Annotated in this window: 14 protein-coding genes and 1 pseudogene; 11 read left to right on the top strand and 4 right to left on the bottom strand. The window is 64.3% G+C overall.

What is annotated here, in order from left to right:
- The first annotated feature begins 6 nt into the window (after nucleotides 1–6).
- From J7I89_RS01600 to J7I89_RS01565, 8 genes are all read left to right on the top strand, one after another.
- A complete protein-coding gene (locus tag J7I89_RS01600; RefSeq protein ID WP_214966681.1) occupies nucleotides 7–987 on the top strand; it encodes an electron transfer flavoprotein subunit alpha/FixB family protein in 981 nt (326 codons plus the stop codon).
- 6 nt (nucleotides 988–993) lie between these two features.
- A complete protein-coding gene (locus tag J7I89_RS01595; protein ID WP_214966680.1) occupies nucleotides 994–1,926 on the top strand; it encodes a cytochrome b/b6 domain-containing protein in 933 nt (310 codons plus the stop codon).
- 151 nt (nucleotides 1,927–2,077) lie between these two features.
- Nucleotides 2,078–3,679, top strand: coding sequence for a carboxyl transferase domain-containing protein (locus tag J7I89_RS01590; protein WP_374101986.1), 1,602 nt, complete (start codon nucleotides 2,078–2,080; stop codon nucleotides 3,677–3,679).
- A gap of 35 nt (nucleotides 3,680–3,714) precedes the next feature.
- Nucleotides 3,715–5,802: a biotin carboxylase N-terminal domain-containing protein gene (locus J7I89_RS01585; RefSeq protein ID WP_214966679.1), complete on the top strand. Its 2,088-nt coding sequence runs from the start codon at nucleotides 3,715–3,717 to the stop codon at nucleotides 5,800–5,802.
- Between the two features lie 4 nt (nucleotides 5,803–5,806).
- Nucleotides 5,807–6,319: a MaoC family dehydratase gene (locus J7I89_RS01580; protein ID WP_214966678.1), complete on the top strand. Its 513-nt coding sequence runs from the start codon at nucleotides 5,807–5,809 to the stop codon at nucleotides 6,317–6,319.
- A 74-nt stretch (nucleotides 6,320–6,393) separates the two neighbouring features.
- On the top strand, nucleotides 6,394–7,185 hold the full coding sequence (locus J7I89_RS01575; RefSeq protein WP_214966677.1) for a CoA ester lyase: 792 nt from the start codon (nucleotides 6,394–6,396) through the stop codon (nucleotides 7,183–7,185).
- Complete coding sequence (locus J7I89_RS01570; RefSeq protein ID WP_214966676.1) at nucleotides 7,182–7,982, top strand: TIGR03084 family metal-binding protein; 801 nt, start codon at nucleotides 7,182–7,184, stop codon at nucleotides 7,980–7,982. Before J7I89_RS01575 ends, J7I89_RS01570 begins: the two co-directional genes overlap by 4 nt.
- Entirely contained in the window at nucleotides 7,979–9,292 is a 1,314-nt protein-coding gene (locus tag J7I89_RS01565) for a LuxR C-terminal-related transcriptional regulator (RefSeq protein ID WP_214966675.1), read from the top strand. The genes J7I89_RS01570 and J7I89_RS01565 overlap by 4 nt, the downstream gene beginning before the upstream one ends.
- On the opposite strand, the gene J7I89_RS01560 is transcribed toward J7I89_RS01565, so the two are convergent.
- From J7I89_RS01560 to J7I89_RS25545, 3 genes and pseudogenes are all read right to left on the bottom strand, one after another.
- Nucleotides 9,205–9,618 (bottom strand): hypothetical protein, encoded by a 414-nt coding sequence (locus J7I89_RS01560; protein WP_214966674.1) that lies wholly within the window; start codon nucleotides 9,616–9,618, stop codon nucleotides 9,205–9,207. The two genes, J7I89_RS01565 and J7I89_RS01560, sit on opposite strands and share 88 nt — an antisense overlap.
- Nucleotides 9,619–9,665: 47 nt before the next feature.
- Nucleotides 9,666–9,800 (bottom strand): annotated as a pseudogene (locus J7I89_RS01555) (transposase); the annotation flags it as partial.
- Nucleotides 9,801–9,932, bottom strand: coding sequence for a hypothetical protein (locus J7I89_RS25545; RefSeq protein ID WP_285290166.1), 132 nt, complete (start codon nucleotides 9,930–9,932; stop codon nucleotides 9,801–9,803).
- Here J7I89_RS25545 and J7I89_RS01550 point away from each other — a divergent pair.
- The 3 genes from J7I89_RS01550 to J7I89_RS01540 are packed head-to-tail and all read left to right on the top strand — an operon-like array spanning nucleotide 9,931 to nucleotide 13,196.
- Nucleotides 9,931–11,253: a tyrosine-type recombinase/integrase gene (locus J7I89_RS01550; protein ID WP_214966673.1), complete on the top strand. Its 1,323-nt coding sequence runs from the start codon at nucleotides 9,931–9,933 to the stop codon at nucleotides 11,251–11,253. The genes J7I89_RS25545 and J7I89_RS01550 overlap by 2 nt on opposite strands.
- Nucleotides 11,250–12,200 carry a tyrosine-type recombinase/integrase gene (locus tag J7I89_RS01545; protein WP_308159780.1) on the top strand — a complete coding sequence of 317 codons (951 nt, stop codon included), beginning with the start codon at nucleotides 11,250–11,252 and terminating at the stop codon, nucleotides 12,198–12,200. The genes J7I89_RS01550 and J7I89_RS01545 overlap by 4 nt, the downstream gene beginning before the upstream one ends.
- A gap of 6 nt (nucleotides 12,201–12,206) precedes the next feature.
- Complete coding sequence (locus tag J7I89_RS01540) at nucleotides 12,207–13,196, top strand: tyrosine-type recombinase/integrase (protein WP_214966672.1); 990 nt, start codon at nucleotides 12,207–12,209, stop codon at nucleotides 13,194–13,196.
- On the opposite strand, the gene J7I89_RS01535 is transcribed toward J7I89_RS01540, so the two are convergent.
- The gene (locus tag J7I89_RS01535) at nucleotides 13,197–14,492 is read right to left on the bottom strand and encodes an ISL3 family transposase (RefSeq protein WP_251044774.1); all 1,296 of its coding nucleotides are present in this window, start codon (nucleotides 14,490–14,492) and stop codon (nucleotides 13,197–13,199) included.
- Nucleotides 14,493–14,656 lie beyond the last annotated feature (164 nt).

Genomic DNA, 14,656 nt, shown 5'->3' with positions numbered 1-14,656 from the left:
ACCAATATGGCCAATATTCTGGCATTCATTGAAACCTCCCCCTCCGGGGAACCTCACGAATCTGCGGCTGAGCTGCTTGGTGCGGCTGCACGGCTGGGCACCCCCACGGCTGTGGCCGTCGTCGCCCCGGGCGCCGGCGGGCATCTGGGCGAGCAGCTTGGTGTTCTTGGCGCAGAGCACGTAATTATTGCCGAATCCCACCAAATCGGCGCTCTGCTGACAAACCCCGAGACCGCTGGCCTAGCTGTTGCCGTTGAGGCCCTGAACCCTGCGGCAGTTCTGGCTTCCCACTCGCTGCAGGGCCGCGAGGTGGCTGCCCGCCTCGCGGTGCGGATCACGGCGGGAATCTGTACCGACGCGGTCGCGGTGCACACGGCGGATGGGAGGATCGTGGCGGTGCACTCAGTATTCGGCGGCGCCTACACCACCGAATCCACGGCAGACTCCTCGGAACGCATCCCTATGGTCATCACCCTTCGCCAAGGCGCCGTAACCGACCGCGCTCCGGCCGCGAAGCCGAAGGTCACATTCGTAACAGTACCGAACGACAACGGGCCGGCGGCCATCATCGACTCCATAGATGAGACGCCGGCGGACGCCTCCCGCCCGGAGCTTCGCAGGGCCGACAAAATAGTATCCGGTGGACGGGGTCTGGGCTCGAAGGAGAAGTTCGTCCTGGTAGAAGATCTCGCTGACGCCCTCGGTGCCGCTGTCGGCGCCTCACGGGCCGCAGTGGATGCGGGTTACGTGACGCCGCAGGCACAGGTAGGTCAGACCGGGACGACGGTGTCCCCGCAGCTATATGTGGCGCTGGGGATCTCGGGGGCCATCCAACATCGCGCCGGAATGCAGACCGCAAAGACGATCGTGGCCATCAACAAGGACGGGGACGCCCCTATCTTCGACATCGCAGACTTCGGCATTGTTGGTGACGTCTTCACGGTCGTCCCTCAATTCATCGAAGCTCTCGAAGCACGTAAACGGTAGGCAGCCATGCCGACGCTTGTGAAACACTCCCCCAAGGTCAAGAACAAATGGTCCCGGTTGGCCTTCAGCATCATCGCTGCACTGGCAGTGCTGTTCGTGCTGGTGCTTGCTGCCCGCTGGCTGCGTGGAATGCCCCCGGTGCAGGACTTCCTGTCGACGTATCCCGGACAGTCCCCTCTGCCGGCCGGCGCACCGGTCGGACTCCCAGCCTGGCTAGGATGGCAGCACTTTCTCAATTCGCTTCTGATCCTCCTGATCATCCGCTCTGGTTGGCAGGTCCGCACCACCGCTAAACCGCCCGCCTACTGGACCCGGAACAACAACGGCATGATCCGAACCCAGGGCAGGCCTGCGAAGATCAGTCTTGATTTGTGGTTCCACCTCATCCTTGACGCCCTGTGGGTTCTGAACGGGATCGTGTTCTTCGTGCTGCTCTTCGCCACAGGACAATGGATGCGTCTGGTGCCGACCAGCTGGGACGTATTCCCCAACGCCCTCTCAGCGCTGCTTCAATACGCCTCGCTGAACTGGCCACTGGAAAACGGATGGACAAACTACAACTCCCTGCAGTTGCTCAGCTACTTCACCACCGTCTTCATCGCCGCCCCGTTGGCCATACTAACCGGGCTGCGGATGTCCGGAGCCTGGCCCAAGAAAGCCACCGGATTGAACCGGGTGTACCCCATCGAGGCAGCGCGGGCTGTCCACCTGCCGGTGATGGTCTACTTCACTGCGTTCATCATTGTCCACGTCACGCTGGTTCTTGCCACCGGGGCGTTGCGGAACCTCAATCACATGTACGCCGCCACCGACGACGGCGGCTGGACGGGGTTGTGGGTTTTCGCAGGTTCCGTCGCCCTCATGGTCGGGGCGTGGTGCCTTGCCCGGCCGCTCTTCCTGCGGCCAGTCGCCCAACTCATGGGCAAAGTCAGCCGATGACCGTTCGGCCATATCAGCACCGCCACTAAATGGCACGCCGCCCATGACCCCTGCCAAGGGCTGCCAAGGGTACGGGAGTCGGCCCCGCTCAGAAGTCGACATCGAGTCAGATGGCTCACCCGAGATTTGGAAAAGAGGACAGTTGGACACTTTGAGCACTACCGACCAGTCGACGCTAACGCACACCAAGCCGCAAGCCACAGAGCAAGGGCGCCTCGCACAGGATTTGAAGCGGCGCCTGGCCGAGGCCTCGTTGGGAGGCCCGGAGAAATCCCGACAACGGCATGTTGCGCGGGGCAAGTTACTGCCCCGGGACCGCATTGACTGCCTCTTGGACGATGGCAGCCCGTTTCTGGAAATAACTCCGCTGGCTGCCAACGGCATGTATCAGGACGAGTCGCCCGGCGCCGGCGTCATCGCCGGCATCGGCCTGGTCCACGGCCGCCAGATGTTGGTCATCTCCAACGACGCCACCGTTAAGGGCGGCACGTACTACCCGATGACGGTGAAGAAGCACCTCCGGGCGCAGGAGATCGCGCTGGAGAACCGGCTGCCGTGCATCTACCTGGTGGATTCCGGCGGGGCGTTCCTGCCGAAACAGGATGAGGTTTTCCCGGACAAGGAACATTTCGGCCGGATCTTCTTCAACCAGGCGAAGATGTCCGCGGCGAAGATCCCGCAGATTGCCTCGGTGATGGGCTCCTGCACCGCCGGTGGTGCCTATGTTCCCGCGATGAGCGACGAGACCGTCATCGTGCGGAACCAGGGCACCATCTTCCTGGGCGGCCCGCCGCTGGTGAAGGCGGCCATCGGCGAGATCGTCACGGCCGAGGAGCTCGGCGGCGGGGACGTGCACGCCAAGATCTCCGGCGTCACGGACCACCTGGCCGAAAACGATGAGCATGCCCTCCAGATCGTCCGCGACATCGTCTCCACGCTGCCCCGCCCTGCAGCCCCCGCCTGGGACGTCTGCGACGTCGTACTCCCGCCGTTGGCGGATCCGGAAGAACTGTATGGCGTGGTTCCGGTTGACGTGAACGAGCAATACGACGTCCGCGAGGTCATTACGCGGCTGGTGGACGGAAGCGAATTCCATGAGTTCAAGGCTAACTACGGCACCACCCTGGTCACCGGGTTCGCGAAGCTGCACGGCCATCCCGTCGGCATCGTTGCCAACAACGGGGTGCTCTTCAGCGAATCCGCGCTCAAGGGCGCACACTTCATCGAACTCTGCGACCAGCGCGGGATCCCTCTGATCTTCCTGCAGAACCTCTCCGGCTTTATGGTCGGGAAAGACTATGAACACGGCGGCATCGCCAAGAACGGCGCCAAGATGGTCACCGCCGTGGCCACCGCCCGCGTCCCCAAGCTGACCGTCGTGATCGGCGGGTCCTTCGGCGCCGGCAACTACTCCATGTGCGGGCGGGCGTATTCGCCGCGATTCCTGTGGATGTGGCCGGCGTCGCGGATCTCGGTGATGGGCGGGAACCAGGCCTCCAGCGTCCTTGCCACCGTCAAACGCGACCAGTATGAGGCCCGCGGCGAGGAATGGTCGGCCGAAGCCGAGGAAGAATTCAAGGCCCCCATCAAGGCCCAGTTCGAGGACCAGGGCAGCCCCTACTACTCCACCGCCCGGCTGTGGGACGACGGAATCATCGACCCCGCCGACACGCGGCGCGTCCTGGGCATGGCGCTCGACGTCGTCTCACGCACACCGCTGCCGGAGACCTCCTTCGGCCTCTTCCGGATGTGACCGCCATGACAAATCAAGCGCAAGGAAGCACCGACATGACCACCAGAACCTTCGACACCGTGCTGGTGGCCAACCGCGGCGAGATCGCCTGCCGCGTTATCCGTACCCTTCGCCGCCTCGGAATCACGTCCGTTGCCGTGTACTCAGAAGCCGACGCCGATGCCCGCCACGTGCGGGAGGCCGACATTGCCGTCTGTATCGGCCCCGCCGCCGCGACCGAAAGCTACCTCAAGATCGAAGCGATCCTGAAGGCCTGCCGCCGCACCGGAGCCCAGGCCGTGCATCCCGGCTACGGTTTCCTCTCAGAAAATGTTGAATTCGCCAAGGCCTTAGTGGACGCTGGCATCACGTTCATTGGCCCGGATGTCCATTCCATCAACATGATGGGGGACAAGATCCGCTCCAAGAATCACGTAATCGCGCATGGCGTTCCCGTCGTTCCGGGCATCGCCGAACCCGGCTTGAGCAATGAACAGCTGGTCGCCGCCGCGGCCGGCGTCGGTTTCCCGCTCCTGATCAAGCCCTCCGCCGGCGGCGGCGGCAAGGGCATGCACATCGTCGAACGGGCCGAGGACCTGCCCGCCACCCTGGAAACCGCCCGCCGTGTAGCCAAGAGCTCCTTCGGCGACGACACGCTCTTCCTGGAACGGCTGGTCCGCTCCCCCCGGCACATCGAGGTCCAGGTCCTCGCCGACCGACACGGCAACATCATCCACCTGGGCGAACGTGAATGCTCGCTGCAGCGCCGACACCAGAAGGTCATCGAAGAAGCCCCCGCACCGCTGCTCCAGAGCCTGCCCAACGGCGCCGGGATCCGGGCACGGATCGGCGCGGCAGCCGTTGACGCCGCACGTTCGGTGAACTACGTGGGCGCCGGTACCGTGGAGTTCCTGGTCTCCGACGAGGCCCCGGACGAGTTCTTCTTCATGGAAATGAACACCCGCCTGCAGGTCGAGCACCCCGTCACCGAAGAGGTCGTCCGCGTCCATGGCCAGCGGCTGGACCTGGTCGAATGGCAGGTGCGCATCGCCGCCGGCGACGTCCTCACCGTCGCCCAGTCCGACGTCGTACTCGAAGGGCACGCGATCGAAGCGCGCGTCTATGCCGAGGACCCGTCCCATGGCTTTATGCCGTCGATCGGACGCCTGCTCCAGATCAGGGAACCCTCCGGCCCCGGCATCCGGGTGGACAGCTCCCTCACCGAGGGCCTGGAAGTATCGCCGCACTACGACCCCATGATCGCCAAGGTCATCGTGTGGAACACGGACCGTGAGCAAGCCCTCGGCACGCTGGACCGGGCCCTCGCCGACACGGTCCTGCTGGGTGTAAAGACCAACGTCGAGTACCTGCGGCTGCTCATAGCCGACGAGGACGTCGCCGCAGGGCGCCTTGACACCACCCTGATCGACCGCAAAATCGCTGACATGCCGTTCCGGACTTTCCGCGGCGAGGACCTTGCCCTCGCCGCCCACGCCCTGGCAGCCAGCCAGGCGGACGCTCCCGGCCCCTGGGGAGCCCGAGACGGCTGGCGCGTCGGCCGTCATGCGGCGGCGTCGATCCATCTGGAAATCGACGGCAAAACGCACACCGTGACTGCCAGCCTGGACGCGCAGGGGCAGACCTTCGACGTCGACGGCGAGCCCTTCCGCGTCAACACCCTAGCCGACGGCTCAGCCTCCGTGAACGGCACCCGACGACGGGTGGCCACCGCCGTCACCGCCGACGGCACCGCATGGCTCGGTATCGACGGATGGGGCGGTGCCGCCCGGCGGCTCAGCCGCCTGGAGCTGCTCCAGCGACGCCTCGACTCGTTGGAACGCGACGCCGGAACGGTCTCCCCCGAGGTCCGTTCGCCCATGCCGGGAACCGTTATCGCCGTCGTTGTCGCCGACTTCGAGCTCGTGGAGGAGGGGCAGCCATTGCTCTCCATTGAGGCGATGAAGATGGAGCACCAGCTCACGGCCCCGGTCTCCGGCGTCGTGCGGTTAAGCCTGAAGGTGGGCGACCTGGTCAAAGCCGCGCAGATCGTGGCAACCGTAGAGCCGCTCTCACTCGAGACCGGCGACGCAGACCCCGCCGCCGAAGCGGCGGCGGCACAAGAACTCGAAGAAGTGAAGGGATAATCCGATGGACACCACTGACGTCAAACGCATCCAGCAGCGCGGACTCTACCTCGATGAACTCGAAGAGGGCGCGGTCTACGCCCACCGGCCCGGCCGCACCCTGACGGAAACGGACAACGTCCTTTTCACCTCGCTGACCATGAACAACCAAGGCCTGCACCTGGATGCAGCGTGGAGCGCCACCCAGCCCTTCGGCCAGAGACTCATGAACTCCCTCTTCACCCTTGGCACCATGATCGGCCAGTCAGTGCCCCAGATGACGGAAGGCACCATCATCGGCCAGCTTGGCCTGACCGACGTCCGCTTCCCGCACCCGATGTTCCATGGCGACACCCTGTACACCGAAACCGAGGTGACGGAGGTTCGAATGTCAGCCTCCCGCCCAGGACAGGGAATTGTGAGCATGAAGCACACCGGACGCAACCAGGACGGCGTCGTGGTGGCCGAAGCAACACGCACGTGCCTGATGTGGACCCAGGAGGCCCACGAGGCCCTCATGCCGGCGGAAAAGGAGTAACCCGTGGAAGCGTTTGAGATGGGTCCGGCGATCCTCTTCTGCCCGCCGACCGTCCGGACCGATACGGCAAAGCGATGGACAGGGCAGACGCGGTCATCCTGGACCTCGAGGACGCAGTGGCTCCCCACGAGCGGGAACAGGCACGGCAATCCCTCATTGCCAACCCCCTGGATCCGGACCGGACCATCGTCAGGATCAACCCGGCCGACACCGACGACTTCTCACTGGACCTGCACGCACTCCAGCAAACCCGGTACACCCACGTCATGCTGGCTAAAACCGAGGACCCGGAGTCATTGGCGCAGCTGGCGGACTACTCTGTTGTGGCTCTATGCGAAACGGCCAAAGGGATCATCAACGCGGCGGCCATCGCGGCGGCCCCCAACGTGGTGGCGCTCATGTGGGGCGCGGAAGACATGATCGCGTCGCTCGGGGGCACGTCCAGCCGCCAGCCCGACGGCCGGTACCGGGATGTCGCGCTGCACGCCCGTTCGTACGTGCTGCTCGCCGCGGGGGCGGCAGGCAAGGCCGCCCTGGACTCGGTCTACTTGAACATTACGGACCTGGTTGGCCTAAAAGCCGAATCTGACGATGCCCTTGCCTCGGGCTTCGCAGCGAAAGCATCCATCCATCCAAGCCAGATGCCAGTCATCCGTGAGTCCTTCCTACCCACCCAGGCAGAGGTGACGCAGGCACAGCGCATGCTCGACGCCGCGGAGCAGTCCGGCGGGGTGTTCACATTTGAAGGACGAATGGTGGACGAGCCCATCCTTAGACACGCCCGCAAAACTCTCGCACGCGCCAACCAGCGGACAAGGGTTGCGGCATTTGCCGAGAAGCACAGACCGGTCTGGGAGGGACGATGACGACCCGGGTTTTGACAGGGCTCATCGAAGACCTGCGCGCGGAGGCCCTAACCCTCATATCCCTGCTTGAGCCCTTACCCTTGTTGAGCTGGAGCGTTGACACGCCCGCCCCAGGCTGGACGGTTCGCGATCAAGTCGCGCATCTGGCCCACTTCGACTACGTCACCCGGCTGTCTGTCAGCGAGCAGCAGTCGTTCAACGACCTGCGTGACGGAGTTGCCGATTTACAGACGTACGTTGACGGCATTGGCGCTGCTAATGCGCATCGGACTGGCTCGGAGATACTCGCTTGGTGGCGTGAAGAAAACCAACTGTTGCGCGAAGCCATGGTCGTGGCGGACCCAGCAACACGGGTGCCATGGTTCGGTCCTTCTATGAGCCTTGCGTCAAAGGTCACCGCTCGCATCATGGAGGTCTGGGCACACGGGCAAGACGTCGTCGACGCGCTCGGACTAGAACGACCCGCGACCGAGCGACTGCGGCACGTGGCCAACATTGGGGTACGTGCATTTCCCAACAGCTTCCGCACGTCCGGGTTAGATGTCCCAGAACAATCCGTGTCCGTGTCCCTTACGGCGCCCGATGGGGCATCCACGTGGACATGGGGTTCCCCTGGCGCCGCCAACCAGGTCGCTGGCCCTGCTCAAGACTTCTGCCTTGTAGTCACGCAGCGACGGCACATCGCCGACACTGAGTTGTCGGTGTCGGGCGATGTCGCCGCCGCCTGGATGGCGGTGGCGCAGGCCTTTGCGGGGCCACCGGGGGCGGGTCGGCAGCCTGGACAGTTCCGCCGATGAACAAGTCGGCAGTGGTTTTCGATCATGTGGCCAGGGCGCCGGAGGCGAGCAGAACTGCACGCCCGTTCCCACGTACTCCTCGCCGCGCCGCGGCCGCGAAAGCCGCGCTGGACTCGGTCTACGTGGACATTGCCGACCTCGCCGGCCTAAACGCCGAATCTGACGACGCTGTGGCCTCCGGGTTCGCCGCGAAGGCCTCCATCCATCCCGGCCAGATGCCTGTTATACCTGAGTCCTTCACCCCGGATCCCGGTGAGGTGGAGCAGGCCCAGCGGATGCTCGCCGCCGCCGAACAGTCCGGTAGAGTTTTCGCCTTTGAGGGACGAATGGTGGACGAGCCCGTCCTCAGTCTCCGGAGCAACTGCCCTCTCACTACGTGGAGCCGTAAGGCCCTACCGACACAAAACTCCCGTCACAACGCGGTGACGGGTTTCCGCGGTACCAGGAGAGGACTCATGCAGCCCAACGCATATTCCCGCCCCGATGATCGTGAGCTGCTCCGTGCGTCCCTTCGCCAGCTCTCCGGCACCTTCCGGCCTGCCGTGCTCTTCGCCGGGCTGGCCAACGGTGAGCTGCTGCAGCTGACGGATTTCCTGGGAACCGCCACGTCCAGCCTGCACCAGGTGGTCGTCGTTCCCGGTGCGGGCCTCGGCGGCCGTGTTTACACGCAGCGGCGGCCGTTCCTCGTCAAGGATTACGTCGCCTCCGAGGGAATCACCCATGAATACGATCTCGCCGTCCGGCGGGAGCAGCTGAGCTCGATGGCGGCCGTTCCCGTTGTAGTCCGGGGCAAGTCGCGGGCGGTACTTTACATCGCCAGGAGGGACAGCTCCCCTCTGGGGGAAAACGCTGTTCGCGTGGCGATGGACGCGTCCGCCGGGCTGGCTGAGGAACTGCGGGTTCGGGACGAGGTGGACCGGCGGGTCTCGATCATCAATACGGCCAGGGCCGAGCCTCCCCGGGCCGTAGACCGGAGCTGGCTGGAGCATGTCCGGGAAGCCCACGCCGAGCTGCGCTCCCTCGCCGGCACAGTGTCGGACCCCGACCTGGCACGGAAGTTGGACACCATCGGAAGCTACCTGGCGCCGCCTCCCGCGGACGGAGCGCATCCGATGGCCCGACTGGCCCGCCGTGAACTCGATGTCCTGGCGCAGGTGGCGCTCGGCTGTTCGTATCAGGAAACCGCGGATCGCCTGGGGCTCAAAACGGTGACCGTAAAGAGCTACTTACAAAACGCAATGGCCAAGCTGTCCGCGCACAATCGGCTTGAGGCCGTGTCCGCGGCCCGCCGGCTGGGCCTCATTCCATAGAGCGGGGCTGCCGGTTTCACCGACAGCCCCACTCCCCGCCCGCGGATCCCACTCGTATCCGCGGGGTAGATCGGTTCGACCCCGTAGAGCCCGGACGTAGGCTCCGGGCCTCCGCTGCTGGCGGCGTACTCCAAAGTTGTGTTCGCCTTGCCTTCTTCCAGCCCCCGCTTTTCGCGGTTGGGCAGTGCCAGGGTGCAGAACACACTGAACACGCCGATCCCGGCGAGCAGGAACCCGATGGACCACGCCCCGGACGTGCCGGCCAGCTGGGCGGCCACAAGCGGGACAATCCCTCCGCCGACGACGCCGGCCAGGTTGTAGCCCATGCCAGCACCGGTGTAGCGCTACCAGGTCTCAAAGAGGCCCTTCGCATTTAGGCATGGTTGGTTTGTTTCGCCCGGTAGGGGCGGTGTCCGCCGGCGGCGAGTAGGCATCTGAGCCGGTAGTTAGTGAAGTTGCGGAAGCCTCTGGCGATTCTGCGGGTGGTTTCGATGACGCCGTTGATCGCTTATGCCGAGGTCTCGGTTATGCCGAGTATGTTGATGCCCGCCTTGCCCACTGCCGGTTGCTGCGGGGCGTTGTCGGCATAGTGGCGGTGTGAGAGCCTGCCTTCTCCTAACGGGAGAAGGAGATGGGTCATGGATGATCCGAAGCATGTCGAGTGTGCGCTCGTTGTCGGTGTCGACGACGAGCCAGCGGATGTTGGGGCCCCGGTGGTTGCCGGAAGTACAGCCTCTTCAGCGGGCAGTTGGCACGAAAGTATGTGGCCTCGTCGTCATGCCGGTCCTCTGGCCGCAGTGATGATGGAGCTGATCGAGTGGCTGGTCGCGCAGGGTTACGCACCGACCACCCAACGCAACCATGTCCGTGCTGCAGTGCGCCTTGGCTCATGGATGGTCGCTGAGGATCTCAAGCTCGGTGACGTGGATGCGGAGCGTGGAATTCTCATGGTTCGGGAGGACAACGAACGCTTCCCGGAGCATTCTTCGGCCAATGAGAACGTCTCTGCGGTCCTTCGGTTCCTGCGCGAAACGGGTCGCCTCAGACCCGCGCGTGTGGTGCACACACAAGCTAGCCCCGCAAAGGCATGTCTGGCGGACTGGCTACGATTTCTCAAGGTGGAACAAGGCCAGGGCGCCAGCTGGATTTATAAGGCGCGCAGAGTCGGGGAACTCTTTTTGGAGCTGATCGAAGAGTCGGGCGGGGAACTCCACTGGGAACGCGTAGATGTCGCGATGGCTAATGACTTCCTGCTTCGTGCTGTGGCCGGATACTCCCCATCCACGGCTCAATGCGCAGCCGCGCTGCTTCGCGGTTTGCTCACGTGGGCAGCCGCCAACGGCTGGGTAGAGGATGGGGTCGCCTTCGGTGTCCTCTCACCCCGGAGAATTCGTTCGGATCTGCCCAAAGGGCTCACCGCCAGCGAGGTCGCGGCATTGAAAGGTGCAGTAAATCCGGGAGGCCCCACCGGCAGACGCGACATGGCGATCATCGTCATGCTGGCCCGTCTCGGCGCGCGCGTAGGGGAAGTCGCTGGTTTGACTCTCGATGACATCAACTGGCGGGCGCCGTCTTTGCGTATGGTCGGCAAGGGCGGACGCGTGCTCATCTTGCCGATGCCCGTTGATGTTGGTGAAGCACTGGTGGAATATTTACGAGTCCGGCGTGCGGAGACCGGGGAACGCGCCGTTTTTATTCGCTCCTTGCCCCCGTTCAAAGCACTGAATCGTGGGGGCGTTACCGAGATCATTTCCAAACATGCCCGCATTGCCGGCCTTGAAGGTGTCTACGCACACCGGCTTCGCCACACGGCTGCCACCCAGATCCTGGCTGGAGGAGGAAACTTCAGGCAGGTCCAGGAACTTCTCGGACATGCGAGCCTGGCCTCGTCAATGACCTATGCGCGAGTAGACATGGTGCCGCTGCGCCCGCTGGCACCGTCGTGGGGGAAGTTGCCGTGAACGTCCAGCCGGTCAATGCTGACCTCTTGGCTGCTCTGGATGAGTATCTGGGCCGGCGGCACACGCTGGGGTTCCAACTCATCGAGGAAGAACGCAACGCCCGCAGATTTCTCGAATGGCTGTGGGCTCGGGGGAACACGCGGGCATCTTTCACGGCCGCGGAGGCCACCACCTGGGCTCGGGGGCCTGGCACCTTCAAGAACTCCTACCAGGGCCAGCGCCTCAGCGCGGTGAAAGGCTTCTCCCGCTACTGCCATGCCTTGGGAATGGACGTTCAAGTGCCTACGGCCGGCGCTCTGAACACCGGCAAGTATCGACGGACGCCCCATATCTACACCCAAGATGAGGTCGACGCGTTGATCGCGGCCTGCCAGGACGTGTTCACCCCTGTGCTCGTCCAAGCCACGATGGCGAACATCATCGCCTTGCTGACCGTCAGTGGCATGAGGATCGGGGAGGCCTTGCGACTGAAACCGCAGGACATCCATGCACCCGAATTCACTGTGCTGGTCCGGGCGAACAAGCACGGCCCCGACAGGCTCATTCCGCTCCACCCCACCACGGTGGATGCGCTTGCCAAATACGAGTCCAGCCCTAATCGCCAGACCGTGGGCCCGCATCCTGACGGGCCCCTCTTCGTCAATACCAGGGGCACGGCCTACCAGCGGGGAACCGTGGAAAGCCATTTCCAGCGGATCCGCGCGGCGGCAAACCTCACGTGGGAGGGCACGACCCCGTACCTTCACGATCTACGCCACACTTTCGCTACCCGGCAGATGATCCAGGCTTACACCAGCGATGACGGCAACCCTGCAGCCAGGCTAAGCCTGCTGGCAACGTGGCTCGGCCACTCAGACCCGTCCCACACCTACTGGTACATCCAAGCCGTCCCGGAGCTCCTGGCACTGGCTGCCAACCGCATGGACACCAATATCACGATGGAGTGAATCGTCATGACCTATCTCGCTACCGCCCTGCAGTCGTTCTTCACCGATTACGTCCATGCCCAGCGCAACCTCTCCGAGAACACCATCGCCTCCTACCGGGACACCTGGCGGCTGCTGATTAAGCACGTCTGCACCACCACGGCAACCAGCGCAGACCAGAACCGGCTCGAAGACATCGACCGCGATATCGTGACGGCTTTCCTGGACCACCTCGTCAACGAGCGGGCTAACTCGGCGGCGACCCGCAATGCCCGACTCATTGCGATCCGGGGCCTCTTCGCACATATTCTGCCCGACCATCCAGAACACGCTGAGACCATTCGCCGCATTCTCACCATCCCACCGGCCAAGACCTCGAAACCCGTGATCAGCTACCTCAACGAGGACGAGACCGAGGCGCTGCTCGCGGCCCCGGATACCGCGACTTGGACTGGCAGGCGCGACCAGATGATGCTCGCTCTCGTAATCAACACAGGCGTGCGCGTCAGCGAACTCATCGGCCTGGCCAACACCAGCATCCACACGGGCACCAGCCCATACATCGAATGCGAGGGGAAGGGACGCAAGCACCGGGCCACTCCAATCAGCGCCAAGACTCGAGACCAAATGCGCGCCTACCTCAACGAACGCACCGGCCGGCCCGGCAGTGCGCTGTTCCCAGGCCCGCGCGGCAACGCGCTTTCACGTGACGCCATGGAACGCCGACTCGCAACACACGTTTGCACCGCCGCAGAGTCCTGTCCGTCAATAGGCGCCAAGCACGTCACGATGCACACACTCAGGCACACCACCGCCATGAACCTCCTGCACGCCGGCGTCGACATCACCGTCATTGCCCTATGGCTCGGCCATGAGCAAACCTCCACAACCGACGTCTACCTCCACGCCGACATGGCAACGAAGAAGGCCGCGCTGGAAAAGACCAGGCCACCCACAGTCGTCCCCGGCACCTACACACCAGACCCCGGGATTCTCACATGGCTCGAAGCCCTCTGACTATGCCGACAATCCATCCATGCAACCGACCCCGAACAAGACAGACCCCAGTCTGGTCGGCATAACCAGGACCTCGGCATAAGCCATCCAATGCCGACATCGGCATTGGATCGCTTCTGTGGGTCCGTTGGAGGCTCCGTTGGTGTCGAAGTAGGCCAGGATCGCGCTCTTCCATTGCTTGAGTGTCCGGCCGAGGCGCGCGACTTCCGGGATGGGGCAGGTCGGGAACGACGCGATCACCTCGGTCACGAGTGCCCTGCCTTGTTCCGGGCGGGCGTGGTAGATATTGCGGAGCTTCTGGTAGCACTGCCAGGCCAGGGTGACTTCTTGGTCCGGGTCTCCGGCGGTGAGCTTCGCGTCCAGCCGGGATGCCTGTTTCTCGGTGAGGTGCTCGGCGCCGATCTGCAGGGTCCGGCGGATTCCGTAGAGCGGATCACCCTTGCGGCCGCGGTGTCCCAGGGTGTCCTGCTGGACCCTTCGGCGGACCTCATCGACCATGGCCGAACCCAGCTTCACGACATGGAAGGCATCCAGAACGGTGATGGCTTCGGGCAGTTCGTCACGGATCGCGTTGGCGTAGCCGCGGAACGGATCCAGCGCGGCCGTCTTGATCCCAGCAGTGAACCCGGCGCCGCGGTCTTTGAGCCAGTCCGCGTAGGCTTTCCCGGACCGTCCCGGAACGAGGTCCAGCAGCCGGGCGTGAACGGTGCCGTCCGCGTCACGGGTGTGGTCCACGATACCGGTGACCATCCCGGTGCCGGGCGGGCCGGTGTGGGACCAGACATGTTCGTCGACGCCGAGCGCATCCACACCCTTCAACCGGCTTGCGGCGCCGATCCGCCGCGCGGCCTCTGCCCTGATTCCGTGCCAGACCGTGTGCCAGGAGACGCCGAGCTGGTGGGCTAGGGCCGAGACCGACGTGTCGAAATGCTCGAGCGCATCGGTTGCCCAGGTCACGGCACGGGCGGTCAGTTTCGCCCGGGGTCCTGCCAGCGGATGCTCTTCGGTGAACGTCGTTCTCGGGCAGTCCGTGTCAGGGCACCGCCAGACACGCTTGGCCCACAGCAGCCGCACCGGCCGGCCAAAACAGGGGATGTCATGGAGCCGGACCCGCCTGCGTCCGTGCCCGACGGCGACGACGCCGCAGTCCGGGCAGCCGGTGACGTCCTCCCCGGTCTCGACGCCCAGAACCAGTCCGGTCCCCGTTGCCGTGACGGAGCTGACGTGGACGCCTTCGACACCGAGCAGCGCGTCCGTGCACCAGTGGCCATGGGAACAAGACATAGAGTTAGTCATGTCAGGGTCTCTTTTGGGTATTGGTTTGCTTGGTCGCAACCAATTCAAAGAGGCCCTGACCTTTTTCCCACCGCACCACGCCGCACCGGCAACGGTCTGCCCCGCGGCGCCGGTCTCAGACCACCCTAACCACGCTCATCTACGAAGAGATTCCCTAACGCTTG

The organism is Arthrobacter sp. ISL-5 (genome assembly GCF_018613835.1).
Classification (GTDB): domain Bacteria; phylum Actinomycetota; class Actinomycetes; order Actinomycetales; family Micrococcaceae; genus Arthrobacter.
This window is presented reverse-complemented; position numbering and strand designations above follow the sequence as displayed.

Bases quoted from the DNA above. Each gene is read 5' to 3' on its own strand.
- J7I89_RS01600 (WP_214966681.1), top strand. From the start codon at position 7: ATGGCCAATATTCTGGCATTCATTGAAACCTCCCCCTCCGGGGAACCT.
- J7I89_RS01595 (WP_214966680.1), top strand. From the start codon at position 994: ATGCCGACGCTTGTGAAACACTCCCCCAAGGTCAAGAACAAATGGTCC.
- J7I89_RS01585 (WP_214966679.1), top strand. From the start codon at position 3,715: ATGACCACCAGAACCTTCGACACCGTGCTGGTGGCCAACCGCGGCGAG.
- J7I89_RS01580 (WP_214966678.1), top strand. From the start codon at position 5,807: ATGGACACCACTGACGTCAAACGCATCCAGCAGCGCGGACTCTACCTC.
- J7I89_RS01575 (WP_214966677.1), top strand. From the start codon at position 6,394: ATGGACAGGGCAGACGCGGTCATCCTGGACCTCGAGGACGCAGTGGCT.
- J7I89_RS01570 (WP_214966676.1), top strand. From the start codon at position 7,182: ATGACGACCCGGGTTTTGACAGGGCTCATCGAAGACCTGCGCGCGGAG.
- J7I89_RS01565 (WP_214966675.1), top strand. From the start codon at position 7,979: ATGAACAAGTCGGCAGTGGTTTTCGATCATGTGGCCAGGGCGCCGGAG.
- J7I89_RS01560 (WP_214966674.1), bottom strand. From the start codon at position 9,618: ATGGGCTACAACCTGGCCGGCGTCGTCGGCGGAGGGATTGTCCCGCTT.
- J7I89_RS01550 (WP_214966673.1), top strand. From the start codon at position 9,931: ATGGATGATCCGAAGCATGTCGAGTGTGCGCTCGTTGTCGGTGTCGAC.
- J7I89_RS25545 (WP_285290166.1), bottom strand. From the start codon at position 9,932: ATGACCCATCTCCTTCTCCCGTTAGGAGAAGGCAGGCTCTCACACCGC.
- J7I89_RS01540 (WP_214966672.1), top strand. From the start codon at position 12,207: ATGACCTATCTCGCTACCGCCCTGCAGTCGTTCTTCACCGATTACGTC.
- J7I89_RS01535 (WP_251044774.1), bottom strand. From the start codon at position 14,492: ATGACTAACTCTATGTCTTGTTCCCATGGCCACTGGTGCACGGACGCG.